General features: G+C 51.7%; 17 protein-coding genes. 9 read left to right on the top strand and 8 right to left on the bottom strand.

Features of this window, described 5'->3' with window-relative positions:
• The first annotated feature begins 915 nt into the window (after window positions 1–915).
• The 3 genes from L1278_RS13915 (at window position 916) to L1278_RS13905 (ending at window position 8,998) form a co-directional block, all read left to right on the top strand.
• Entirely contained in the window at window positions 916–7,452 is a 6,537-nt protein-coding gene (locus L1278_RS13915; protein ID WP_253405429.1) for a gliding motility-associated C-terminal domain-containing protein, read from the top strand.
• A gap of 6 nt (window positions 7,453–7,458) precedes the next feature.
• On the top strand, window positions 7,459–8,475 hold the full coding sequence (locus tag L1278_RS13910) for a type IX secretion system membrane protein PorP/SprF (RefSeq protein ID WP_253405427.1): 1,017 nt from the start codon (window positions 7,459–7,461) through the stop codon (window positions 8,473–8,475).
• A gap of 130 nt (window positions 8,476–8,605) precedes the next feature.
• Window positions 8,606–8,998, top strand: coding sequence for a transmembrane 220 family protein (locus L1278_RS13905; protein ID WP_253405426.1), 393 nt, complete (start codon window positions 8,606–8,608; stop codon window positions 8,996–8,998).
• A gap of 67 nt (window positions 8,999–9,065) precedes the next feature.
• Here L1278_RS13905 and L1278_RS13900 read toward each other — a convergent pair whose 3' ends face one another.
• Window positions 9,066–9,275 (bottom strand): heavy-metal-associated domain-containing protein, encoded by a 210-nt coding sequence (locus L1278_RS13900; RefSeq protein WP_253405418.1) that lies wholly within the window; start codon window positions 9,273–9,275, stop codon window positions 9,066–9,068.
• Between the two features lie 36 nt (window positions 9,276–9,311).
• Entirely contained in the window at window positions 9,312–11,546 is a 2,235-nt protein-coding gene (locus tag L1278_RS13895) for a cation-translocating P-type ATPase (RefSeq protein ID WP_253405415.1), read from the bottom strand.
• Between the two features lie 296 nt (window positions 11,547–11,842).
• On the opposite strand from L1278_RS13895, the gene L1278_RS13890 reads away from it, so the two are divergent.
• Both L1278_RS13890 and L1278_RS13885 read left to right on the top strand, forming a co-directional pair.
• Window positions 11,843–15,190: a PAS domain S-box protein gene (locus tag L1278_RS13890; RefSeq protein ID WP_253405414.1), complete on the top strand. Its 3,348-nt coding sequence runs from the start codon at window positions 11,843–11,845 to the stop codon at window positions 15,188–15,190.
• A gap of 2 nt (window positions 15,191–15,192) precedes the next feature.
• Window positions 15,193–15,609, top strand: coding sequence for a two-component system response regulator (locus tag L1278_RS13885; protein WP_253405413.1), 417 nt, complete (start codon window positions 15,193–15,195; stop codon window positions 15,607–15,609).
• 85 nt (window positions 15,610–15,694) lie between these two features.
• Here L1278_RS13885 and L1278_RS13880 read toward each other — a convergent pair whose 3' ends face one another.
• Both L1278_RS13880 and L1278_RS13875 read right to left on the bottom strand, forming a co-directional pair.
• Window positions 15,695–16,144, bottom strand: a complete 450-nt coding sequence (locus L1278_RS13880) for a DUF305 domain-containing protein (RefSeq protein WP_253405412.1) — start codon at window positions 16,142–16,144, stop codon at window positions 15,695–15,697.
• A gap of 11 nt (window positions 16,145–16,155) precedes the next feature.
• A complete protein-coding gene (locus L1278_RS13875) occupies window positions 16,156–16,734 on the bottom strand; it encodes an AraC family transcriptional regulator (protein ID WP_253405411.1) in 579 nt (192 codons plus the stop codon).
• 299 nt (window positions 16,735–17,033) lie between these two features.
• Here L1278_RS13875 and L1278_RS13870 point away from each other — a divergent pair, with 299 nt between their 5' ends.
• A complete protein-coding gene (locus tag L1278_RS13870) occupies window positions 17,034–18,446 on the top strand; it encodes a DEAD/DEAH box helicase (protein ID WP_253405410.1) in 1,413 nt (470 codons plus the stop codon).
• A gap of 77 nt (window positions 18,447–18,523) precedes the next feature.
• Here the strand turns inward: L1278_RS13870 and L1278_RS13865 are convergent, their stop codons facing one another.
• Window positions 18,524–18,895 carry a hypothetical protein gene (locus tag L1278_RS13865; RefSeq protein ID WP_253405409.1) on the bottom strand — a complete coding sequence of 124 codons (372 nt, stop codon included), beginning with the start codon at window positions 18,893–18,895 and terminating at the stop codon, window positions 18,524–18,526.
• Window positions 18,896–19,020: 125 nt separating this feature from the next.
• On the opposite strand from L1278_RS13865, the gene L1278_RS13860 reads away from it, so the two are divergent.
• On the top strand, window positions 19,021–19,326 hold the full coding sequence (locus L1278_RS13860) for a hypothetical protein (RefSeq protein ID WP_253405407.1): 306 nt from the start codon (window positions 19,021–19,023) through the stop codon (window positions 19,324–19,326).
• An 84-nt stretch (window positions 19,327–19,410) separates the two neighbouring features.
• Here L1278_RS13860 and L1278_RS13855 read toward each other — a convergent pair whose 3' ends face one another.
• The gene (locus L1278_RS13855) at window positions 19,411–20,406 is read right to left on the bottom strand and encodes an alpha/beta fold hydrolase (RefSeq protein WP_253405405.1); all 996 of its coding nucleotides are present in this window, start codon (window positions 20,404–20,406) and stop codon (window positions 19,411–19,413) included.
• 117 nt (window positions 20,407–20,523) lie between these two features.
• On the bottom strand, window positions 20,524–21,618 hold the full coding sequence (locus L1278_RS13850; RefSeq protein ID WP_253405401.1) for a T9SS type A sorting domain-containing protein: 1,095 nt from the start codon (window positions 21,616–21,618) through the stop codon (window positions 20,524–20,526).
• Window positions 21,619–21,760: 142 nt separating this feature from the next.
• Between L1278_RS13850 and L1278_RS13845 the strand changes: the two genes are divergently transcribed.
• Together L1278_RS13845 and L1278_RS13840 are read left to right on the top strand one after the other, a co-directional pair.
• Window positions 21,761–23,947 carry an ATP-binding protein gene (locus tag L1278_RS13845; RefSeq protein ID WP_253405399.1) on the top strand — a complete coding sequence of 729 codons (2,187 nt, stop codon included), beginning with the start codon at window positions 21,761–21,763 and terminating at the stop codon, window positions 23,945–23,947.
• Between the two features lie 75 nt (window positions 23,948–24,022).
• Entirely contained in the window at window positions 24,023–24,739 is a 717-nt protein-coding gene (locus L1278_RS13840) for a response regulator transcription factor (protein ID WP_253405397.1), read from the top strand.
• Between the two features lie 243 nt (window positions 24,740–24,982).
• On the opposite strand, the gene L1278_RS13835 is transcribed toward L1278_RS13840, so the two are convergent.
• Entirely contained in the window at window positions 24,983–25,663 is a 681-nt protein-coding gene (locus L1278_RS13835) for a porin family protein (RefSeq protein WP_253405395.1), read from the bottom strand.
• Window positions 25,664–25,791: the final 128 nt, after the last annotated feature.

The raw sequence follows: 25,791 nt of genomic DNA, 5'->3' as shown, positions 1-25,791 counted from the left end.
TCAATCACTTTGTCAATCCCCTCGTTGCTCCGGGAGCAATGACAATCTTAATGTCTGTATTCACCTTTATATTTTAAGTCTTATTTCTGTTTTAGGTCTTTCTCTGCCAGATCAATTTTGGCTTTGAGTGAACTATCAGAATTTAGACTGAAATACGACTGCATTTATATTAAGGTTTATTAATTTATCGCTAAATCAGGAATAAAATTTAAAGCGATAATATTAACATATTTATATTTTTAAATAGTTATAAGTTAAAATAATAACATATAACTTTGGTATATAATTATTCTTATAATATACCCTTGTGCAGCCTATCATTTCTTAAAAGGTTACATACAGAAGCCTGTTTATCCTGTAAAAAAATATTTGCATCCACCCTAAGATCTCAAAAGCGATTTTTTAAAACCTGGTACCCGAAAGCGGATTTCTATTATTGGAGGATACACGCGAATACATTACTTGGACACCCCTAGACATACTTTAATAACATATCAAAATAATCCAAAACGCAATCTGATTATCTTTCTGCAGGACGTGTTAGAAGGCAGGAATTTGCTGGAAAGTGGGTGCTGGCAGGCTACCAGAACAGAAACAGTTGGTAGAGGGATGAATCACATAAAAGGTCTAAAAGACCAGTTCATAAAAAATTTACAATTATTTGAACCAAGTAACTTTAAAAAACATTTTGCACAATACGGGCAGACCATGAAAATGTTCGGCAAAAGGTGATAAAAGTTTTCAGGTTTCGAAATTCATTTTTATGATACCCTGATAACTATCTGAGCGACATAAGAAAGAGCCAGTAGTGCTCCTTTTCTCTAAAGATATCCCCTGAAACTGAATTGAATTTTCCGGCCATAGCCATTTTCATATAAAAGCATTCATCTATAGCAAACTTATACAGAACCCTCTATGCAACTGGTACAAAAGAGCCTCGCGTTTGTCGTGCTCACCCTGCTTTCTGTGCTTTGTTTTGGTGCAAAAACCTTAGCGCAAAGTTGCACTCCTATTATAACTATTTCGGGCTCCCCTTCGCTGTGCGCTGAGGGCAAAACAACCCTTACTGCCACACAGGCAGCTAGTTACAATTGGTCGAACGGCGCAACCACCCGAAGCATTACCGTCACAACAGCAGACACTTATACGGTGACTACCACCTCTGAGGATGGCTGTACCGCAACCTCGGCACCTGTCCAGATCAGAGAAAGACCCGATGCCACTATCAAAGACCCGCTGTATGACTTTACCTATTGCAGCTATACCGGTAGCGCTAATTCCTTTAAGCTGGAAGTCGAGAATGCCTCCAAAACGGCAGCCACTAACACGGGCTATACCATTAGCTGGGGCGACGGCAAAAGCAATACCTTCGGTACTGATTTTGAGCGAACCAGCCATACTTACACGGCCGCCGGCCTGTACACCATCACCGTAACCGCCACCGACGCCGGCGGCTGCGAAGGCACCTTCACGGAAAAACTGTTTATCGGCAGCAACCCCGGCCTGGGCATCACCAGCGATGGCAACAACATCGACTGTGCCCCGGTATCCTATGGCTTCCGGATCACGGGTGTGGAAGGCAACTCACCGCACACCGTCTATACCTTCCAGTTCGACGACGGCACGCCAGCCTATGTTTTCAAGCACAACGAACTGCCTGCCGACCGTGTCTTGCGCCACGAGTTCCTCGAGTCATCCAAAGACAAGCCTAACGGTTTTACCCTGAAAGGCACCGCTACCAACCAGTGTAACGTATCGATTGCCACGTTTACCGGCATTCGTATCTCGAAAGGCCCAATAGCTGATTTTGCCATCGGCAATGTGTGTTTGAACGAGCCGGTTCGCTTCCAGGACAAGACCAAAAACGGCTACGATGCCTCTGCCAGAACTGACCGCTACCGTGTACAATGGGAGATCTTCCCGGAAACTGGCTGGAGATTCTCTTCCGGTAATGGCACAACACTTTCTCCGAATGTGGTTTTCAACGAACTGGGCGAGTACCTGGTCCGCCTCACCGCCTACCCGCTTGACCCAAACTCCACCTGTTTGCCAACCGTGAAGGAACAGATGATCGTGGTGAACGACGTTCCGAAAGCAGCTTTCGACCTAACCCCGGACGACGGCGTGTGCGCTCCTGCTATTTATAGAGCCCAAAACAACTCCACTGGCGCAGACCTGAAGTACACCTGGACAGTTTCGGCTACGGAAGGCTGGAGCTTTGCCGAGGGCACGAATGCCAACTCCGAAAACCCGGTGTTTAGTTTCGACAAATCAGGCTCCTATACCGTTTCCCTGCTGGCCAGCAGCTTCTGTTCTGCCGTGAGCGAGCAAGAAACTGAGATTACTGTCATCCATAAACCGATTGCCACGCTTCCAGCAGCGCAGACCTACTGTGGACCACAAACCATTGCTTTTTCAGAGGCTAACCCTGCCCACAGACCGGTGTATGACGCTCAGTCGGGCACGATCAGCTCTTACCGCTGGGTAGTGAGCGGGGGTAATGGTGTAACGTTTGAAGAAGGAAGCCATGCAGGTTCTGCTTATCCGGTGATTCGTTTTGTTGAGCCAGGCACCTATAGCGTGAAAGTAACAGCCACCAACGAGTGCGGTGACTCAGAAGAAGCCACACAGCAAATCACCATCGATGCTATACCTGAGCTCGAGCTGAGCGCTCCAAAAGAAGTAGTCTGTCTGAACAGCGGCATCATGCAGTTGCAGGCCTCGCAAAAAGGCGGCACCTGGAGCGGCTCTGAGTATATATCAGCTGATGGACAGTTTAACCCGGCTGCTGTTGGCACCTATACCTTAACCTATACCTATCGTGCTGGTGTGTGTGAAGTTTCCGAGTCTATCACGATCACTGTGAATGACTTACCAGTTGCCCCAACCGTGCAGCCGGTGGCGACACTTTGTCCGGGCAGCACCGCATTACTACAGGTGCTGCAGGCTGAAGGCAGCGTGCAGTGGTACGACCAGCCAACCGGCGGTCAGTTGCTGCACGAAGGCAGCAGTTTTCAGACTTCTGCACTTGATCAGACTACAATATTTTACGCCCAGACCACAGTAGAGGGCGGCTGCGCAAGTGTACGCACGCCACTCAAAGTAGAGGTATACCCGGCCACTCCAGCTCCTGTGGTAGCCCCTGTTACCCTCTGCGGTGCAGGCAGCAGTGCTACGTTGGTGGCAGAAGGCAATGCCGGCACCTACGAATGGTTTGCTGATGCAGCAGCTACTCAAGCTTTGGAGACAGGCAGAAGCTTCACTGCTAATAACTTGCCGGAAGGTATCAGCACTTTTTATGTGCGTGGTGTGACGAACGAATGCTACAGCGCTGTGGTAGCCGCAACTGTCACGATTTTACCTGCCCTCGACCGCAACATTCTCACTGAAGTAGCAGTGATCTGCGCAGGCCAGTCACCTGCTCAGCTAACTGGTTCCTCTCCTATCGGCGGCAACGGCAACTATACCTATACCTGGGAAGCCAGCGTGACAGGCGCTGACGAGGGATTTGAAGTATTAGCCGGCGCTACGGGCGCTACTTTTCAGCCGGGCACGCTTAACCGCACCACCTGGTTCCGAAGAACGGTAATGTCAGCAGGTTGCTCCCATACCTCTGCTCCTATTGCTGTCACAGTTACACCTGTCATCGATCAAAATACAATCACCGCCATTGCTCCTATTTGCGAAGGTGCCGAGGCACCTGCCCTGGTTGGCAGCGAACCAACTGGCGGCACGGGCAGCTATACCTATACCTGGGAGTACAGCACAACAGGCACCAGCGGCAGCTTTAGAGCAGCAAACGGCAATAACCGGGAGCAGCACTACAACCCGGGAGTGTTGAACGAAACTACCTGGTTCCGCCGCAAAGTGACTTCCGGCACTTGCCAGGAACACATCAGCGAAGCCGTGAAAGTGACGGTAGTGAAGTCGATCACGATGAACTTTGTATCGGTGCAGCAGAACACGATCTGCAGTGGCAGCACGCCATCTGTTATCATCGGCAGCATGCCGCAGGGTGGCACTGACCAGAAGACTTACCGCTGGGAGATGCGCACCGAGAACGGCAGTTTTGAACCAGCACTTGGCACCAACACAGGCCTGAATTATACCCCGCAGATCAACGACAAAACCATGCGGTATCGTCGTGTGGTGTCGGGCGGACCTTGCGGCGAGAACGTCAGCACCGAAGTCCAGATACTGGTGCAGCCTGCTATTACAAGTAATACCATCCAGATAGCCGGACAGCCGGTTATTTGTGAAGGCACTGCTGCCGCTACGCTCACAGGTGCTCAGCCCACCGGCGGAAACGGCAGCTATACCTATCGCTGGCTATACAGTACCACCGGACCGAACGCAACTTTCAATCCGGCTCCTGGTCAATTTACTGATCAGAACTATACCAGCCCTGCTACCCTTACTCAAACTACCTGGTACATGCGTGAAGTAGTATCGGGCGAGTGTATCAGCAACTCAGGGGTGATCGAGGTAACGGTTGTAGGCTTGCCAGCAGCACCGGAAGTAGCTCCTGTTACAGTATGCGAAGGCAGCTCAGCCACCCTGACCGTGAACAGCCAAACTACTAACACCTTCCGCTGGTATACCAACGCTACTGCGCAGGACCACCTATATGAAGGCTACAGCTTTGAGACAGAGGTACTGCACCAGACCACAACTTTCTTTGTAGAGGCAGTGAACGTGAATGGCTGCGGCAGCAGCGAGCGCCGCCCTGTAACGGTTACGGTCAACAAGCGCATCGACAGCAACAGTCTGACAGCCCCGAGTGCCCCAATTTGCGCCGGCCAGCGTCCAGAGGTGCTGACAGGCACTACTCCGACAGGCGGCAACGGCAGTTATACCTATCGCTGGGAACGAAGTGAGCAAGGACCTGAAGCCGGCTTCAGCCCAGTAACGAGTGCCCATGCAGCCTCTTACCAGCCAGAGGCGCTGGAGAAAACAACCTGGTTCAGAAGAGTGGTACTGTCTGGTCCGTGTGAGGCGCATACCAGTGTTGCTGTAAAAGTAGACGTATTGCCAGCCATCAGCAACAACACGATTGCAGTTGAGAAGAGCACCATCTGCGCAGGTGATGTGCTGCCACAAATAAAAGGCGCCGCGCCAGCCGGTGGCAATGGCAGCTATACCTATCTGTGGGAAAGCAGCCGCGATGGTCAGCACTTTACCGCCGCAGCAGGCACCAACAACCAGCCGGACTACCAGGCCCCTGCCCCACTGACCGAGCGCATGTGGTACAGAAGAGTGGTGTACTCTGCTCCTTGCCAGCAATCCGTTAGCCCGGTTCTGGAGATCGTGGTGCAGCCGATAATTGCTAATAACACCATCACCACACAATCGCATGCGGTATGTGCGGGCGATACGCCAGATGAGTTGAAAGCTACCCGACCAACTGGCGGCAATGAGCAGCCGGTATACCTGTGGGAAAGCCGCACCGAGGGTACTGAATTTGCTCCAGCCGCAGGTAACAACACCGGCATGAACTATCAGCCGAGCCAGTTATCAGAAACTACCTGGTTCCGTCGCAAGGTAGTGGCTGGTGAGTGTTTCAATACTTCAGCAGAAGTGCGGATTCTGGTGAATGCAGTAATTGTGAACAACACGATCTCTGCAGATCAGGTGATCTGTACGGGCACTGCTCCGGCCAAACTCACGGGCTCACAGCCGACAGGAGGCACCGGCAGCTATACCTATTACTGGGAAGCAGCAGGCAACGACGGTGTGTTCCGCAAAGTAAACAACAGCGCATCTGTCGACCTGACGGTGGGCATCCTGACCACAACAACCTCTTTCCGACGCGTGGTGGAGTCCGGTCCGTGCCAGCATGTGTCGAATGTGGTGACTATTACGGTATCGCCTGTCATCAGCAATAACACCATCGGTCTGAACCAAAGCATTTTCCGTGGCCAGACACCGGCTCCGCTTTCGGGGACCAACCCGAGCGGTGGCGCTGGAGCGGGCACCTATACCTATCTGTGGGAAAGCAGCTACAGCCAGCAGGGTGGCTATCAGCCGGCAGCAGGTATAAATAACGGACGTCATTATACCCCGGAAGCGCTGCACGAGTCAACCTGGTTCCGTCGCCGTGTGTTCTCAGGAGGTTGTGAAACCACATCCGATCCGGTACTAATTGAAGTGCACAAAGGCGTGACGAACAACAACATCTACAGTGATCAGGTGATTTGTGCGGGTAACAAACCAGCCGCGCTCAATGGCTCGGTGCCGGTCGGTGGCGATGGGGAGTTCCTATACCTGTGGCTGGCCAGCACGAAAGGCGCTAAAACTGGCTTTATGACGGCTACGGGCCAGAGCACCGGTAAGGATTACAGCCCGGCGGCGCTCACGCAGTCTACCTGGTTCCGCCGTGTGGTGCTTTCCGGACCTAAGCCAGACACCAGCGCGGCCGTGTTCATCAACGTGCGACCGCCGATGGCCAACAACCGCATCAGCACGAGCCAGACTGTTTGCTTTAGCACGGCACCATCTGTGTTAATTGGTACTCTGCCAACCGGAGGCAGCGGCAACTATACCTATAGCTGGGAAAGCAGCACCAGCGGTCCGGACAATGGTTTTACAACGGCTGCCGGTGGCAACAATGGCAAGGACTTCCAGTCAAGTGCGCTTACCCAGACCACCTGGTTCAGAAGAATCGTGACTTCGGAGTCGTGCGAGCGCTTGGTGAGCGAGGCCATAAAAGTAACCGTGACGCCACTGCCAGACATGCCGGTTGCGAGTAGCCAGACCATCTGCCACAGTACCAAAACCACGCTGACCGCTTCAGGCAAGGGCGGCAGATTGGAATGGTACAGCGAAGCAAAAGGCGGCAACCCAATCCAAGTGGGAGCTAACTTTACAACGCCAGTACTTACCAGCACTACTACCTATTATGTACAGGAAGTGGCTGCTTCGTGTGCCAGTGAGCGCCGTCCGGTAACGGTGACAGTGCCTGATCCGAGCGCCCATGCAGGTATAGACCAGACCCTGATGCTGGGCAGAACCGTGCAGTTGGAAGCAACGGGCGGCGCAACCTATACCTGGTCGCCGGCTGAGGGCCTAAGCAACCCGAACATTGCCAACCCATACGCCAAACCGGAGAAAACCACGACCTATACCGTGACCGTGACCAACGAAGCAGGCTGTGTGTCTACGGACGAGGTGACGATTACGGTACAGCAGCTGGTGTACGTGCCGAACACCTATACGCCCAACCAGGACGGCGTGAACGATGTGTGGGAAATCCTCAACATTGAGCAATACCCGAACTGTAAGGTGCAGGTGTTCAACCAGTGGGGCAATACCGTGTTCAGCTCAGAGGGCTACAAACTGCCATGGGACGGACGCCAGAACGGCAAAGAGCTGCCGATCGCCACTTACTATTACCTCATTCAGCTTGGCAACCAGGAAAAACCGCTTTCAGGAAGTGTGACAATTGTTAAATAATCGTCTATGAACAAACTTTTAGCTTTAGGATTTGTGCTTCTGCTGGCTACCCAGGCCATGGCGCAGCAAAAGCCGCAGTACTCCCAGTATACGCTCAATAACTATCTGCTCAATCCAGCCATTGCAGGTATAGAGGATTACGCCGACGTGAAAATCGGCACCCGGCAGCAGTGGTCCGGATTAGAAGGAGCTCCCGTGTCTTACTATGCCACGATTCATGCACCACTGATGAAAGAGCCGACTCCCATAACAGCGGCGCAGCGTAACAGCTCGCCCGCCAAGGAAGCCACCACCAAAAAGCCAACTTCTTACCGTCGCATCAGGCCGCACCACGGTCTGGGCGCCATGGCCATGACGACGGCCACGGGTCCACTCAAGCGCAGTAGTTTTAACGTGAGCTACGCTTACCACCAGCCGCTTTCCCGCACTTTGCGTGTGGCTGCCGGTGTGGCCCCGGGCCTGATCCAGTACAACCTGGATCCCTCGGCCGTGCGCGTCATCAATCCGAATGACAAAGCCATCAACGACGGGCGCATCAACGAGATGAAGTTTGATCTGAACTTGGGCCTTTGGCTGTACTCTTATAATTATTATGTAGGTATAGCCGGTGCGCAGCTTGTGCCCAGCAAGCGCGAACACCTGACAACTGGAAATGCTACTGACAACAGCGGCCGACTGCAGAAGCACTACTTCCTGACCGGCGGTTACAGGCTGGACGTGTCGCCTGACCTGGCACTTATACCTTCAGTGATGGTGAAAATGGCACAGCCAAGCCCGGTGTCGGTGGATGCTACACTCAAGGCCATGTACAGCGACCGCATCTGGGCGGCAGCCTCCTACCGTCACAACGAGTCCGTAGCCGTGATGGCTGGGGTTAACATCAGTTACCTGATGGACCTGAGCTATTCTTACGATGCCAGCGTTTCGCCATTGGGCAGCACCAACTCGGGCAGCCATGAAGTAGTGCTGGGCTTAAAACTGCGCAACACCGCCAAGATTATCTGTCCACAATGGGCCTGGTAAGCTAATCAGTACAGGTTTAAGAGATTTTAACGAGCAGCCAATGGCTGCTCGTTTACTTTTATAAGCACTAGTAAAACACAAAACTTTTACATATTATTACAGTATAGTTATGTAATCATCCCTATCAACTATGGCTATCAAACAGATCCTCTCGACTTTTATGGGTATTGTTTTCATTGTTTTCGCTGCTATGCAATACAATGACCTAGACGCTGTAGTTTGGATAGCCATTTATCTGGTGGCGGCCATTTTCAGTTTCCTGGTGGCTTTCAACAGGATAAACCAGACTATACTCTTCATAGCTTTTGCTGCTTATGCGGTAGGGGCTGTGTTCTTCTGGCCTGCTAAATGGGAAGGGATAACAATCTGCGGGGGCGATATCAAAAATATTGAGGAAGCGCGTGAGTTTCTGGGTCTGGCCATCAACAGTATCACAATGCTGACTTTTGCCTTGCTTAGCAGAAGCAGAGCCCGGCTCCATCCCAGGAAACCAATATACCGGCAAGGAAAATGGGCAAACTGATTGCTCAGCCTGCCCATTCTTTTATATATAAGCGCCCTTACTCTATAGGCCACTTCTTTTCCTCTACTTATACCTGTTCTGCCTTGAAACCGGCTTTTTCTACTGTGCTCTTAATCGTTTGCGCATCCAGGCTATCGGTGTTTACTTCCAGAATTTTGTCCGGATTGTCAGTATCCACTTTCCAACCCTGCACCCCTTCCAGCTTGTTCAGATGAGGTGTAACAGCTTTTATACAGCTCCCGCAATTAATGGTCGTCTTAAATTTATAGGTCTTCATATTTAACATAATTTATAAACTGATTAAAAATAACTTTTATAATTTCTTTCCGCGCAGACGCAGACTGTTGCTTACCACTGAAACTGAACTGAGGGCCATGGCTGCGCCCGCCACCATCGGGTTGAGCAAGAAGCCAGTGACCGGGAACAGTAAACCGGCAGCTACAGGTATACAGATCACGTTGTAGATAAAGGCCCAGAACAGGTTCTGGCGAATCGTACGCACCGTTGCCCGTGAAAGATTGATGGCCGCCGCTACCTGCATCAGGTCAGAGCGCATCAGCGTGATGCCGGCTACATCCATCGCCACATCAGTACCATGGCCCATTGCAATGCTGACGTCAGCAGTAGCTAAGGCCTGCGCATCGTTTATACCATCTCCCACCATGGCCACAACTTTGCCCTGCTCTTGCAGCTTTTTCACAAAATCGGCCTTGTCACCTGGCAGTAATTCGGCTTCGTAATGAGTTATACCTACCTGTCGGGATACGGCAGCTGCAGTTTGTGCATTGTCTCCGGTGAGCATGTATACCTCCAGACCTGCTTCGTGCAGGCGGGCTATACCTTCAGCGGCGGCAGGCTTAATCGGGTCGCTCACCGCGAACACACCCAACGCTTTTTGCCCGTTGGCAAAGTATACGGCCGTTTTGGCATTTTCCTGCAGCTGTCGGGCGGCATCTTCCAGCTGGCTTTCAATGCTGATACCTTCCTGGCGCAGCAGCTTCTTGTTTCCGGCAAAGAATTTCTCTCCTCCAAAGGCCGCTTCCACTCCCATACCCGTGACGCTGTTAAAGTAATCCGGCTCCAGGGTGGCTATACCTTGCTCTTTGTAATAGGTATAGATGGCCTGCGCAATCGGGTGCTCTGACTTCGCCTCGATCGAATAGAAAAGCTGCTCCAGATGCTCCTGGCCTTCTACGCCCTCGGCCCACACCACATCGGTAACAGAGGGTTTACCCAGTGTGATGGTGCCCGTCTTGTCTAGCAGGATAACGTTTGCTTTGTAGGCATCCTCCAGGCTTCGCGCGTCTTTGATCAGGATGCCGTTTTCAGCACCTTTGCCCACACCCACCATAATGGCGGTAGGCGTCGCCAGACCCAACGCACAGGGACAGGCGATCACCAGTACCGAGATCATCGACACGAGCGCCTGAGACAAATACGCTTCACCACCCAACACGATCCACGCCACAAAGGTCAGGACCGCGATCAGCAGCACAACGGGCACAAAGATACCTGCGATCTTGTCCACCAACTTCTGCACAGGGGCCTTGCTGCCCTGCGCCTCCTGCACCATTTTGATGATATGGGCAAGCATAGTTTCCCCACCGGTTTTGCGGGCAACAAGCTGCAAACTGCCTTTTTGGTTAATCGTACCGGCAAAGAGCATATCACCTACCTGTTTCTGCACCGGAAGCGGCTCCCCACTCAGCATGCTCTCGTCTACATAAGAACCGCCTGAAAGCACTTCACCGTCCACCGGTACCCGATCGCCGGGCAACAGCAGCACAGCATCCCCTATCCGAACCTCTTCTATGCGGATCTCAGCTTCCACGCCGTCGCGCAGCACGCGCACCGTTTTGGGCTGGAGCCCCATCAGCTTTTTGATGGCTTCCGAGCTCCGGCTTTTGGCGCCTTCCTCCAGGTATTTACCCAGCAAGATAAAGGCAATGATTACGGCGACGGCTTCGTAATACACGTACGGCTCCAGACCACGGCTCTGAAAGAAAGCTGGGTATACGGTATTGAACAAGCTGAAAGCGAAGGCTATACCTGTGCTCAGGGCTACCAGGGTATCCATGTTAGCGCGCAGGTACTTGGCCTGCCCCCAGGCGTTCACAAAAAAGTGACGGCCTGCCCAGAACAGGATCGGGGTGGTAAAGGCCAGCATGGCCCAGTTGCCCCAGCTAAAGGTATTGTGAAAGAACATGCCCAGCACAAATACCGGGAAGGCCAGTACCGCCGCCGCGATGGTTTTGGTCTTGAGCACAGCCAGTGCCTGCTCCTGCCGCTCTTCCAACTCCTCCTCTGTATGCTCACCTATCAGCAATTCGAATCCAATCTCGTGCAGAGTGTCGCGTAGCTGATCAGGCTTTACCTGGGTCGGGGCATAGGCTACCTGCACCGTTTTGCCTGCGAAGTTCACGTTGGCCTCCTGCACGCCATCCACTGTGCGGAGCATGCTTTCGATGCTGGAAGCACAGGAGGCGCAGGTCATCCCCTCTACCGGGAATGTATCTTTTTTATAGGCTGTTTTTTCTATCGTTTCCATGTTGCGTTGCTGGTTTATCTTCCAATTAACTAGACAAAGGTACGCCTGTTCCATGCCCCAAGTGTTACAGTTTCCCCGGAAAGGTTTACATATTTTGGGCGATCTGATCAGTAGCCATCCCTTTTGGGAAGTATAAATTGGACCTGTAAATCAACTGCATGAAACTTATTGGGCCCATAAATTTTGTTTTTAATATAACAATTGTTTATGTTCGAGGATAAACACTGATGAAAATCAGTGCAAAATTCGCTACCCAAATATTTGTACTGCGTCATTCAGTACATTTTACCTTACCTATGCTGAAAACAAACCCGCCCACGCATCTGCATGCAGCATCGCGCACGACTTATCTTGTGCTGTTTGCGTTCGCGGGCCTATTGGCCACCCTACTTGTCCTTACCTCCTATACCTTCTGGCAGGCCCGCCAGGTGCAGCTTAGTCACGACGCTTATGTTGTGCTGGCACTGCAGGAACTCGAACTGATCGATAACCTGCAGACTAATGATGATGCCGTACACAAAGCAGTGCTCTTACACCTCACCACCGACAGCAAAGCCGAAAAAGCCGAGTACGAACAGGAAATCCGGTCTACCCAGGCGCAGAGTGCCACCATCACCAGCAAGTTAATGGCCATGATCGTAAATGACGGGCGCAAACGCATACTCGGCCGTTTTAAAAATGATACTGCGGCGCATGACACCCTGATCGCGCACCTTTTGCAGCTTAGCCGCAGTGGGAACATAGCAGAGGCGCTGGCCTATAACCGACTGGTGATCACCCCGGAGTATCAGCAGCACCAGAACCACCTCAAAGAGCTAAGCGAGAGCATACGTCAGGCCACGCGCCAAAGTGGCGAGCGGGCATCCCGGTCTATTTCTTCGTTCATAGACAGCCACAAGCTTGTTCTAGCACTCATCGTATTGATCAGCGTAGCGGCCCCGCTCCTGCTCCGCAACGTCATACAGCGGCTCCGGCAAGACAACAAATTGCTCAATGCGGAAATGCAGAAACGGCAGGATCTGCAGAAAGCCCTGCTCGACAGTCAGAAACAGTACAAGATGCTCTTTGACCTGAACCCGATGCCCATGTGGGTGTATGACCGGCTCACCATGCAGTTTTTGGACGTAAATGAGGCTGCCCTACGCGAATACGGCTACAGCAGAGAAAGCTTCCTGGCACTTAACATATTTGATATCAGGCCGGAGGATGACGTGCCGCTTCTGAAACAGCAGCTGGACCAGGTAGACAAGCTACAGTCGCAACAGAGCAGAGTGCGCCACAAACGCAGCGACGGCAGTACGTTCGAGGTAGAAGTGATCTCGCATGCCCTGCCCCGCATCGGGGAGAGTATGCCACGCCTGGTGGTGGCCATGAACGTGGATGAGCGCCTGGAAATGATTGACAAGCTGCAGACTAGCGAAAAACAGCTGCGCGAGATTAGCTCCAGTATACCGGGCGCCGTATTTCAGCTGGAGATGAGGAGCCTGTCCCACTACGCCTTCACCTTCGTCAGCGATGGTATCCGGGATCTGTTCCACATAAGCCCTGAAGAGGTTTATAATAGTACCGCTGCGCTATACCGACACATTGAGCCTGACGATGTAGCGCAGGTGCTACAGGCAATCAGCGACTCTTACCAAAATCTGTCTCCGCTGGTAGTAAGCTTCCGGATCAGACAGCCGCAGGAAGGCAGGTGGAAGTGGGTACAGACCCACGGGCTCCCTACCTGTAAAGAGGCAGGTCATGTGATCTGGAACGGCACCCTCATCGATATCACAGAGCAAATTATAGCACAGGACAAACTTATGGCCAGCGAGGCAAACTTGAAAGCCCTGCTTGACAGCTCCCCCCAGGCCATATACCTGCTAGACAAGTCGATGCGCCTGATGATGTGCAATGCTGTGGCGAGGAAGGACGTACGCAACACGTTGATAACAGAGCTAAAAGCAGGTATGAACTTTCTGGATCTGGTAAGCAAAGAAAAAGAAGCGAAATTTCGGGAGCAACATAGACGGGCCATGAATGGCGAAACGATCCTGTGTGAAGACGGACACGGCAAATACTGGCATGAAGTGTCGCTTCGTCCCGTATTTGGGTCAGACAACCGCGTGCTGGCAGTCGCCCTGAGCTTGCTCAATATCTCGGAGCGCAAACGGGCCCTGGAAACCATCAAGCGCAACGAAGAGCAACTGGCCCGGGCACAGAAACTGGCGCAGCTTGGCAACTGGGAGCTTGACATGGAGCACGATCAGATTATCTGGTCTGACAGCGTGTATGACATTTACGGTGTCAGCAGAATGTCCTTTATTCCATCGCGAACCAATATCATGCATTTTGTGCCGGAAGAAGAACATGCGCACCTGTTGGGGGCGATCGAAGCGGCTTCCAAAAACCAACAGATCCTATCGGTAGAGCACACCATTGTGCGGCCTGATGGTCAGAAGCGCACGGTCTATGAGATAGGCGAGCCGGAATATGATGCGCAAGGCAGGCTGGTACGGTTCCATGGTTCCGTTCAGGATATCACAGACCGCAAACGAACTGAGCAGGAGGCATTGAAGACGAAGAACCTGCTGCAATCCACTTTGGACAACATTCCGGAAATGATCTTCTCCGCCGACTCGACACTTAAGATGCTCTACGTGAGTTCGCAGTGCCGCGAACTGACTGGCTACACCGAAGAAGAGTTTACAGGCAAGACTAAGTTCTGGTACAAGATCATTCACCCGGAAGACCAGGAATACCTTGAACAACATATTCTGCCAGCCCTGAAAAGAGGGGAGCGACAGCACTACGAAATGCGCATCATAACAAAGGATGGGGAGTGCAGATGGTTGATGTTCCGCGTCTCGCCCAGAAAAGATGAAAACGGGCTCGTTCACCGCATTGATGGTGCTGCCTCGGACATGACGTCTTACAAAGAGGCACAGCAAAAACGCGACGAGCTGACCGATCAGTTGCTGAAGCAGAACCAGAGCCTGCAGCAGTTCGCCTACATTGTGTCGCACAACCTCAGGGCCCCTATTGCCAACATACTGGGCCTCACCACCATTTACAATAAGCACAAGCCCGACTCGCCCATGAACCCGCGGGTGATCGAGAACCTGTTCAAGTCTGCAAAACTCCTCGACACGACAATCCGCGACCTGAACGACCTTCTCACGATCCGGAGCGAGTTAAACAATGTGCAGGAAAAGATCCGGTTTGAAGATACGTTCAATGAAATATATGACAGCCTGCCCACAGAATTACTAGGGGAGCGTACCAGGCTGGAACGGGATTTTGAAGAAGCACCCACTGTGATAGGTGTTCGTAGCTATGTGCACAGTATTATGCATAATCTAATAATAAATGCTTTGAAATACCGATCGCCTGAGAGAAATTTGCATCTGCGGCTTAAAACTTTCACTATTCCTAACTATATTTGTCTGAGCGTCTCGGATAATGGACTTGGGATCGACCTGAGTAAGGAAAAAGAAAAAATCTTTGGTTTATACAAGCGATTCCATTCCCATGGAGGAGGCCGGGGTTTGGGGTTACACCTTGTCAAAACCCAGACAGAGCTGCTTGGCGGCAAAGTGGAAGTAGAAAGCCAGGTAAACGTGGGCACTACTTTTAATATTTATTTTAGACACACCCTGTAGTAATGAATACATTGAAAAGAGTCGTTTTAATCGATGATGATGAAGTGAATAATTTCGTTTGCGAAAGCATCATCCGGAATGAGAACTTTGCCGAAGACGTTTTCAGCTTTCAAGGAGCTGAGGAGGCACTTGACTTTCTGAAGTCTTCGGTTGAGCCCTCGGGAGATAAATTCCCCGATCTGATCTTCCTGGATATTAACATGCCCGGGATGGACGGCTGGAATTTTATTGAGGAGTACCGCAAGCTACCGGAACATGCTACCCAGAAGTGCAGCCTGTTTATGCTATCCTCGGCCGTGGACCGCAAAGACATTCAGTGCGCCCGCAGCCACAAAGAGGTAAAAGAGTTCTTCTCAAAGCCGCTTTCTCCCGAGATTCTCGAATTCATCAGAGAAGAGTTTTTGGTGCGGGTAGAATAATCTTTCCTTCCCCAAGAAACCAGGAGCGCATGCCCCGTCCGTACCGACGTAGCATGCGCTCCTGGTTTTTAGAGGCCTTGATTACCTAGTCTATTCGTTGGCGTATCTTCTCCATCTCCGCTATCTCTTCTTTCTGCGACCGGATGATCTCCTCTGCCAGTTTCTTCAGCTCCGGATCATGGATTCTGGCTTCTTCGCTTACCAGTATGGCCGATGAGTGGTGTGGGATCATGGAGTTGATGAAAGCTTTGTCGCCGACAAAGGACTGGTTGCGCAGCGTAATGAACGAGCCGACGATTGCGATAATACTCATGACGGTGATAATGGTGTTGAGCTTTTTATCCCTGTACATCGGCCGCATTACCAGCAGCATGATCAAAGCCATGGGCGCTACCATCAGGATGGTCATGTACAGGCGGTTAAGGTTTAAGTCAAAGTGGCTTATTTCGGCTATGTTGCTGAACATGACGGCATACATCACCACAAAGGAAAGGCCTAACATCAGCATAAACTTTCCATAGTTCCCCTTCTCCATAAGCACCTTTTTCAGTTAACGTTATCGAGCGGCTTCCGCGATGGGGCCGCTGCTTTCTTATACTCGGATGGCGACATCCCGGTTACCTGCTTGAACTGTGCCGACAGGTGCGCCACGCTGCTGTACCCTAACTGAAAACTGATCTGGCTCAGGCTCAATTCGTTGTAGGCCAGCAGCTCCTTGACCCGCTCCACTTTCTGCAGCACCACGTAGCGCGCTATCGTGAGCCCCTCCTCCGCCGAAAAGAGCGTGCTCAGGTAATGGTAGTCGCGGCCGAGTGCCTGCGCCAGGTAATCCGACAGGTTGATAATCAGGTGCTCCACCTCTCCCGAGCGGATCAGTTCGATGATGGTGATCTTGATCTTCTCGACGAGCTCTGCCTTCTTATCTTCTATCAATTCGAATCCATTCTCGTGCAAAGATTCCCGCAGTTTTTGCAGTTGTTCGGTGGTAGGCTCCTGCTCGAGCTTCACTTCGCCCAGTTGGATGGCCAATGGCTGCAAATCAAGCCTGTCAAGTTCCTGCGTCACTACTTTCAGGCAGCGGGGGCACACCATGTTGCGGATGTGTAGTGTATGTGGTTGTGTCATTATAGCTATATTGAGGTCTGTACAGGGCGGCAGCGCACCAGAACATAATTTTATCCGGAGCGCATACCTGCCTATACTTATGCAAATCTAACAAAACATTTCACCCAAACGCTCCCGCGCCTTTTTACTGAACATCACACCCCGCGGTACCTGCTTTGAATTATTACGATACACTTCCTGTTGTACCTTTATTCAACCTTTTCTATACCTGCTGCGAGGCAGTGCAGAGGGGGTATAAATAAATAAGAGCAAGCCCGAATAATAGACTTACCTTTGTAGCTTGCAATAATCAATCATACATGACATTTAGCGAATTAAATTTAATAGATCCTATCCTGAAGGCGCTTCAGGCGGAGGGCTATACGCAGCCTACGCCAATACAGGAACAGGCTATTCCACATCTTTTGGCTGGCAGGGACGTGCTTGGCTGCGCTCAGACGGGCACAGGCAAGACAGCTGCTTTCGCCATACCTGTGCTGCAAATGCTGCACAACCAGAAGAACAGAGCATCCAACACCATCAAAACGCTTATCCTGACTCCTACACGGGAGCTGGCTATACAGATCAACGAAAGCTTTGCCTCTTACGGCAAAAACACAGGCGTGCGCCATACCGTTATATTCGGTGGCGTGTCGCAGCATGCGCAGGTACAGACTATAAAGCGCGGTGTAGACGTGCTGATCGCTACGCCAGGACGACTGCTGGACCTGATCGGACAAGGTTTTATCTCCCTGAAGCACGTAGAGTTCTTCGTGCTGGATGAAGCGGACCGTATGCTGGACATGGGCTTTATCCATGATATCAAGCGCATCATCCCGATGCTGCCTAAGCAGCGCCAGTCGCTCTTCTTCTCCGCTACGATGCCTCCTGTTATTCAGGCGCTCGCCGATACCATCCTGATCAATCCGGTGAAGGTGGAGGTGACCCCCGTGTCGTCTACGGCTGAGAAAGTAGGACAGGCGGTATACTTTGTGGAGAAAAACGACAAACGCGACCTGCTCCGTCACCTGCTTTCTGATCAGGATATAGAACGCGTGCTGGTGTTCACCAGAACCAAGCATGGCGCCGACCGCGTGGCAAAAGACCTGAACAAGGCGAACATACAGGCGGAAGCCATCCATGGTAACAAGTCTCAGAATGCACGTCAGCGTGCTTTGAGCAATTTCAAGGATGGTAGCACCCGCGTGCTGGTGGCCACCGACATCGCCGCCCGCGGTATAGATGTGGAGGAGCTGTCGCACGTGATAAACTATGAACTGCCAAATGAGCCTGAAACGTACGTGCACCGCATCGGTCGTACGGGTCGTGCCGGCAACGCAGGTATAGCCCTGTCGTTTTGCGATGAGGAAGAACGCTATTATCTGCACGATATCCAGAAGCTAATCAAAAAGCAGATCAAGGTGGATGCTAACCATCCGTTCGCTTTGCCAGAGCACCTGTCAGTGAACCTGGAGAATGCCAAAAAGCCAAAAGGCCCAGCTGGCAGAGAGCCTCGCAATAGCGGTGCCTCCAGCAATGGCAACCGTGCTGCGAGCGGCAACAGACCATCCGGGAACCGTAACGGCAACGGCCGTTCAGGTGGAAACGAAGGCGGTAACCGTGCTACAGCGAGTGCTGGCACTTCTGGCCGCTCGGCGGGCGGAAATAATAGAAACTGGCGCGACAAAAAGGGAACCGGCCAAAGCAGACCATCTGTGAAGCGTGGAGCTTAGTATGTAGCTGTACCTAAAAAAAGCCCTGCCACTTCGTAAAGTGGCAGGGCTTTTTGCTTTCCGTCAGAGGCTATACCTTAAATCCGGCTTTGGTCGCTGTCATTCGGTTCTGTGTCGTCTGCACCAAAAGGCTGATCACGACTGCGAATGCCGTTTACGTCGTCGTCCATGGCAGTATCGCTGCCCTCGTATTCAAAGCCGGGTCCCTGTGCAAATTCCTCTGTGCTTTTAGGGTTGTTCGCGCCGTAGCCGGTCGTTTCGTTCCCCTGGATGTGCAGGTTTTCCAGGCTGTCCTTCTGGTCATCGCGCTCCAGTGCTCCCCCATACCCAACATTGCGCTTGGCGCTTGGATCGGGTTTGTTGTCCAAGGTCTGGCCTTTGCGGTGCTCTTCGTTTATATTCTTCGGCCTGTTGGGCGTGTTCTGTATATCTTCGTCTCTGGTTGCCATAATTCAATTCGTTTGTTTAGCTGTGTATACGATTGACCGGAAGTTCAGTTAGGTATAGCCTTCATTGTTTAACATAATTTATCAACCAAGCATTTTTATATTTCTCCCGATTCTTTCGATTATCTTTGAGCGAAATAAAAGCAGCCGATGGCACGTATGGCAACCCGATTGCGTTCCAGAGAGAACCGGCAGCGAAAAAGCTTATGAAACTATCGAAAATATACGACCCGCGGGAGATGAATTCCTACCAGTTTGTGGCCATGACGGGTCTGGTGATGACCATTCTGGCCAACATCATCCTGCTGTTCATTGGGAAGACTGTCGAGAATTTTAACGCGCTATACCTTTGCTGGTTTGTTTTCTTTGGGGCAGGCACCATCGCTAATTTCAACAGCAAACCCGACGACCACGATCACCACCACCATCATTAAGCCCAGCCTACAGGTATAGCCCACTGCTTTAGGAAAGTGCAGGTGTCGCCCCGGCATTTGTGATCGGCTTGTAGCAGGTATAGCCTATTGCTTCAGGAACTCCAGCAGCGCTTTATGAAACTGATCCGGCGCTTCGATGTGCGGGATATGCCCTACTCCGGCTAGCTCCAGTAATTTTGCGTTAAGTATAGCACCAGCCGTCTGCTGACCCAGCAACGGATACTGCCCGTACTTTTTGCGTTCCTCCTCACTTTTGATGTAGGCCTTGCCCACAACCGTGCGGTCCTCCAACCCGATGACCAATAGAGCAGGCATCTTCAGGTCACTGAACTCATACACCACCGGCTGCTCATAGATCATGGCATAGGTATGTGCCGACACGCGCGCCACTTGCGGATAGTCCGGACTGCGCAGCTGTGCGGCAGGTATACGCACCCATTCGTCATAGGCTGGCTTCCAAGAGGTATAGTAGGTCTTGTGGTAATCCCGAATGCCCGCCTCCGTGCGTTTCAGCTCTTCCTGGTACAACTCGTCTAGGTGCTTGTAAGGCACCATGCGTCGGTAGTCCTCCAGCCCGATTGGGTTTTCGAGTACCAGCTTCACGGTTGTTTCCGGATACATGAGGGCAAAGCGTGTAGCCAGCATACCGCCCATGGAGTGCCCGACCACTACAGCCTGGTTTATCTTGAGGTGGTCCAGCAGTTTTCGCGTGTGCTGTGCCAGTTGATGGAAGCTGTAATGCACTTCTGCCTTGTCCGATTTGCCGAAGCCAAGCTGATCTGGCACGACAACCCGATAGCCCTGTCCTGCCAGGAAATTAATTGTCTGCTGCCAATAGGCTCCCAAAAAGTTTTTCCCGTGCAGGAGCACGACTGTCTGCGGATTTTTGAAACTGGCGGGCGGTGACACATCCATGTAGGCCATCTTATACTTCTGCCCCTCCTGCTCCACCTCCAGGTAGCTCACCGGGTAACGGTAGGCGTAGTCGCTCAACGTGGCGTTGTAAGTTTGTTGCGACTGCGCCGCAAGCGGTAGGTGTACAAGCAAAAGGAGTATCAGTGTGTGTAGCGGTTTTTTCATCAGGCTCAGGTATAGGTACTGCTCATTTTACTTGGTGCAGGCTGTAAGAGTTATCATACAAAAAGCCCGGCGCTGCAGGCACCGGGCTTTTTTACTGAACCAAATTGCTAAACTACACTATTGCACCAACACCTTTTTGGTATGGTAACGGTCGCCCTGCGCTACCTGCAGGAAGTAGAGCCCCCGGCCGAAAGGCGTCAGGTCGATCTCCCGCTCATATGTGCCGGTTAGCTTCTCTACTGTGTCCACAAACACCTCCTGGCCTTTGTCATCCATCACCCTAACCACGGTAGTGCCCTTATTTTTGAGCGAAAACTTCAGTTTAAAGCGCCCGTTGTTCGGGTTCGGCGAGAAATTGATCTCCTCCACTTTCAGTTCTTCGCGTGACTTCATTTCCACGGGAGCCCCGGTTGCTTTGAGTTGTTCTTTGTCAGCCTTGGTCACGTCCTCCACTTTAACCATGCGTGAAATGAAGATTCTACGACCCATTTTTCCATCATCGATCCTGAAATCGGTATGTGGCACTTCTTCCTCTCTTCCGTCTTCGTGTATGCGGTATACCTTCTTCTTGCCGTCTTTCACGATTACTTTTATGTTCATCTGCTCGTGCAACCTCATCAGCGAGTCGATGCGTTCGTGGCTAGGCATCGATCGTACGACGATGCGCTCTATTTCTTTCGGGTTGATGGTGATGGCCTCTCCAACATCGCCGATATGCACGATGGATGAGTCAATGAGGGTGCGCACGAGTACCCGCGGCCCATCACCAAACAGCAGCGAGTCGCCCTGTACTATTTTGAAGCGCTTCATGACATCTTTGCTCAGGCTGTCAACCGATAAGGAGAGCACGCGCACCTCTTTCAGCGCACGCTGCATGGCACTGTCTGCCTCCAGGGTCTTCATCCTTGCCCTGAGCGCTGTGTTTCCCTCTCTGCCCAAGGAATAGGCCCTTACTTTGCCGTCCAGCAGGCGCAGATGCGCACTATCCAGCCGGGCGGCTCTCATGGCTTTCATCAAGGCCTCTTTGGTCTCGGCTGTGAAAGTGGTGTCGATGACCTCTGTTTTGCCGTTCACGGTGCGGACCATTTTGATGTGTGTTTTGTGCTTTTGCTGGCCAGATTCCTGCGCCAGTGCACCGTACAGTGGCAGGAGCCCCATCAGTAAGGCAAGGGCCAGGCTGAATAAGGTCTGCAGGTTGAGGAAGAGATTCATAGTGATAAGGTATAGAGGGTTAGTAGATCGTTTCTACAAATGTACGCTACCACTGAAGGCCGAAGCGTTAAAGCCAGGTTAAAGTCTGTTAAGGAAAAGTTAAAGTAATGGACAAGCCAGGCGAAATACGTAAATTTGTTATGTGAGCAAGCTGACTATCATAGGTGTTATCGTGCTGATGAGCATATCATTACTTGGTATGGTCGGCCTTCAGTTGTATTGGATATCGGATGCCATACAAGTGAAGCAGGAGCAGTTCGACCGCAGCGTGCACGAAGCACTGGCCCGCGTCGTGGAAAAACTGGAGACGCAGGAAGCCGTGTCAGCCGTAGCGAACGGTATGGCTACCCTGCAAACAGCACCTGTTGAGGTGGAAGAGTTGGAGCAGCCGGCACCGCAACGCGTTGCACAAGCACAAACCATAAGCGTGAAGCCAGAGTCAAAACCAGAGCCTCCCGCGCCGCCAACACCAGCCAATACAGGTATAGCGATTACGAAGAGCCCTGCTAAAAAAGAGGCTGGCAGTAGCGCCAATCTAACCTGGCAGGGTAGCTATACGATGGACAACCGGGGTATGACGCCAAGGCACTTCTTCCCTGCTGACTCGCTGATGCAGCAGTTGCTTTCTCCTACCATGCGGCTGTATAACCTCCCGGCCGAACATGCGGCCATGCTCAGGCAATTGAAAGCACACACCGATACTATGGAAGCCCATGCTATGCGTTTGAGCAGAATGGATGGTGAACGGCTCCGAAAGCTGGCAGAAAATACCATCAACCATACCCAGCAATTGAACGGCCGCAAATTCCGCATTTCGGTGGATACCCTCCAGTACATTGCCCTGCACCTGGACAGCCTGCGCCGCTATGGCTACCTGAACCACATGATCGATCCTGCCGCGATCTCTGCTATAAATGTGCAAATGGATAGCATCTTTATCTTTAAAAACGGCAAGAGACAGCGGGAGAGCATTCACGAGCTACGAAATCACTCGGGTAGCCGTGTTATTTTCAGGAGTATAGACAGGCCGCAGGAGAAGCGGATAGAAGAACTAAAGCATGCTGCCCGTTTCTATGTCCGCGCAACGGAGACGTTGCACCAGACTCCTTCTACCAAAATTGCCGGTACTACTTCTAAACCCGAACAAGCCGCTAAAGCGCAGCTTGTAGCAGCCCAACCGGCAGTAGCACCTACTCAACCTGACCCGGTTCGCGTGGAGGCTCGTAAAGAGCGCCTGAATGAAGTGGTGGAGAAGATGGTGGTGGAGTATGTTGCCAACGATAAGCCACTAGAGCAGCGACTGAACCTGGAGGAAATTAAGCCTTTGCTGCAGAGCGAACTACAGGACAAGGGCATTTGCCTGGATTTCGGTTACTGGGTGCTTTCCGATCAGCAAGACACCATTACGGCAGCTCACCTGCCAACCAACAGCACACGCAACTTTGCCACTTACAAAGCCAGCCTGTTCCCAAACGACATTTTTGACAAGTCGGATTACCTGGCTGTTTACTTTCCTGACAGCCAAGCCTATGCCATCAGGTCGCTTTGGATGATGCTGGCCTTCTCAGCGCTCTTTACCTTGATCATGGTAGCCACGTTTGGCACCACTATTCACATCATTTTCAGGCAGAAGAAGCTCTCCGATATGAAGAATGACTTCATTAACAACATGACGCACGAGTTCAAAACACCGATCGCCACTATCTCGCTTGCCACGGACGCTATCTCCAACCCCAAGGTATACGCCCGACCTGAAAAGGTGCAGTACTATACCGGCATCATCCGGCAGGAAAACAAGCGCATGAACGCACAGGTGGAGAACGTGCTGCAGATCGCCCGACTAGAAAAGGAGGATTACGAGATGAATCTGGCCCGGACGGACCTGCATGCCCTGGTGCTAAAAGCCATTGAGAGCATCCACCTGCAGGTAGCGGAGCGCCAGGGCACCGTCACAACCGAACTCCATGCCACTGCTCCTGACATGGAGGTGGACGAAGTGCACTTTTACAACGTCGTCTGCAACCTGCTGGACAATGCCAACAAATACTCACCGGATCGCCCAGACATCTGTATACGAACCTACAACACGGCCGGCGGCATCCTGCTGGCTGTGGAGGACAAAGGTATGGGCATGACACGCGACACGCAGCTGCGGGTATTTGACAAATTCTATCGGGTACCAACGGGCAACCTGCACAATGTGAAGGGCTTCGGACTGGGCCTCAGCTACGTCAAAGCCATTGTAAAAGCTCATAACGGCACTATAAAACTGCAAAGCGAGCTGGGCAAAGGCAGTCGTTTTGAGGTTTTTTTACCGGCCACTGCCTGAAAGCGCCCTGCTATGCAACCAACGTGCCCGGTCCGGCATCTTTACACAAAAGTCTATACCTAAATCCGCCACCACATGAGCGACAAAGGACTGAGCATACTGCTTGCCGAAGATGACCCTAATTTTGGGATTGTGCTGAAAGACTACCTGGAGTTGCATGACTATGAGGTGGTGCTCTCCCCCGACGGCTGTCAGGCCATCACCGCTTTTCGGAAGGGGAACTTTGACCTGTGCATCCTCGATGTGATGATGCCAGGCAAAGACGGCTTCACGCTGGCCCGCGAAATCAAAAAAATGCAGCCTGACATGCCTCTGATTTTCCTAACGGCCAAGGCGATGCGGGAAGATATGCTTGAAGGATTCAAGATCGGTGCCGACGACTACATCACCAAACCTTTTGACTCAGAAGTGCTGCTTTATAAGATAAAGGCAATCATGCACCGCAAAGGGGGAAACCCGAATACGGAGAAGCAGGAGGTGACAGAACATAGCATTGGTCAGTATCGCTTCCAGTACAAGTTGCGCCTGCTGCACTACAATGGCGACATTCAAAAGCTATCACCGAAAGAGTCTGAGCTGCTGCACCTGCTCTGCCTGCACCTGAATGATGTAGTACCGCGCGAAGAGGCACTGGTGCGTATCTGGCACGAAGACAGTTACTTTACCGGCCGCAGCATGGATGTATACATCGCTAAACTCCGCAAATACCTCCGCCACGATCCCGCTGTGGAGATCATCAACATACATGGGCAGGGCTATAGACTGTGTGCTCACAACGGGGTGATGCTCTAATGTTCTGCCTTGTGCAAAACTTACTTCCGGCTTAACCATAAGATCATTTTACACTTCATAATTCTCTCGTAGCAATAACTGGTAGCTTTCTGAAGTACTAAGCTTCTTCGTAAATTCAAAAAACCCCGCAGGTATACGCTGCAGGGATTTTTTTGAGACCGCTAAAAAAATGCAGGCCGCTTCCAATGGAAACGGCCTGCACATCTCACCAAAACACTATTACAAACAGTTCAATCTCTTTTCTTAGAAAGTAAATCCTACTGAGGCCTTGATCACCCGGTTGAAGGTGTCGAAGTTGCGGTTGGCATCCACAGTGGTCAGGCCGTAGTCGTAGCCGGCGCTTAGGTTAAAGCCACTGGCAAAGCGGTAGCCTATACCTCCGGTTGCCGCCACGTCCAGCTCACGGAAGCCGTTATTCACGTCCCACTCCTGGTTCAGAGCGTTGAAGCCCAACGCGCCTGCCTGTAACTGCACCTTGTTTGAGAGCAGGTATGAGAACTGTGGACCTGCAAAAATGTGGAAGCCTTCGCCAATGAAAATCTTTGCCAGAATCGGCATATCAATATATTCCGCCTTGTTGGTCACGGTAACACCGGCGTTCAGGAAATCAAACTGCTCCATCGGAATCTTGCCCACCAGTCGCATCCCTTTCTGAGAGTACAGAAGGCCTGGTTCGATCTCAAAACCTGGCGCGACAGGTATAGACACCACACCACCCACATGGAATCCTTCGCGCATTTGGCGGTTCAGGGAGCCATTGGTCATATCCATCAGATCCTGAGCACTGTTAATAGTTTGTCCCTGCCATTCGGCCATGTTCACACCCGCTTTAATACCGATGCGCACGGGACTTTTTTGCTGCGCATTTGCCTGAGTTACCGCCATTCCCAGAACGACGGCCAGTAGTAGAAATACCTTTTTCATCTCACCTATCCTTAAATTTTGAAAACAAAAACTCTAAGCTGCGCTGCTTGATGAATGGAATGAAAGAACCGTGCCAAATTGCGATAGGGTAAGTTGAAAATAGTTCACAAATAGGTATAAATAATTTA

This window comes from Pontibacter sp. HSC-36F09 (assembly GCF_024171605.1).
Taxonomy (GTDB): domain Bacteria; phylum Bacteroidota; class Bacteroidia; order Cytophagales; family Hymenobacteraceae; genus Pontibacter.
Note: the sequence above shows the minus strand (reverse complement) of the source record. Positions and strands in the feature narration are given on the sequence as shown.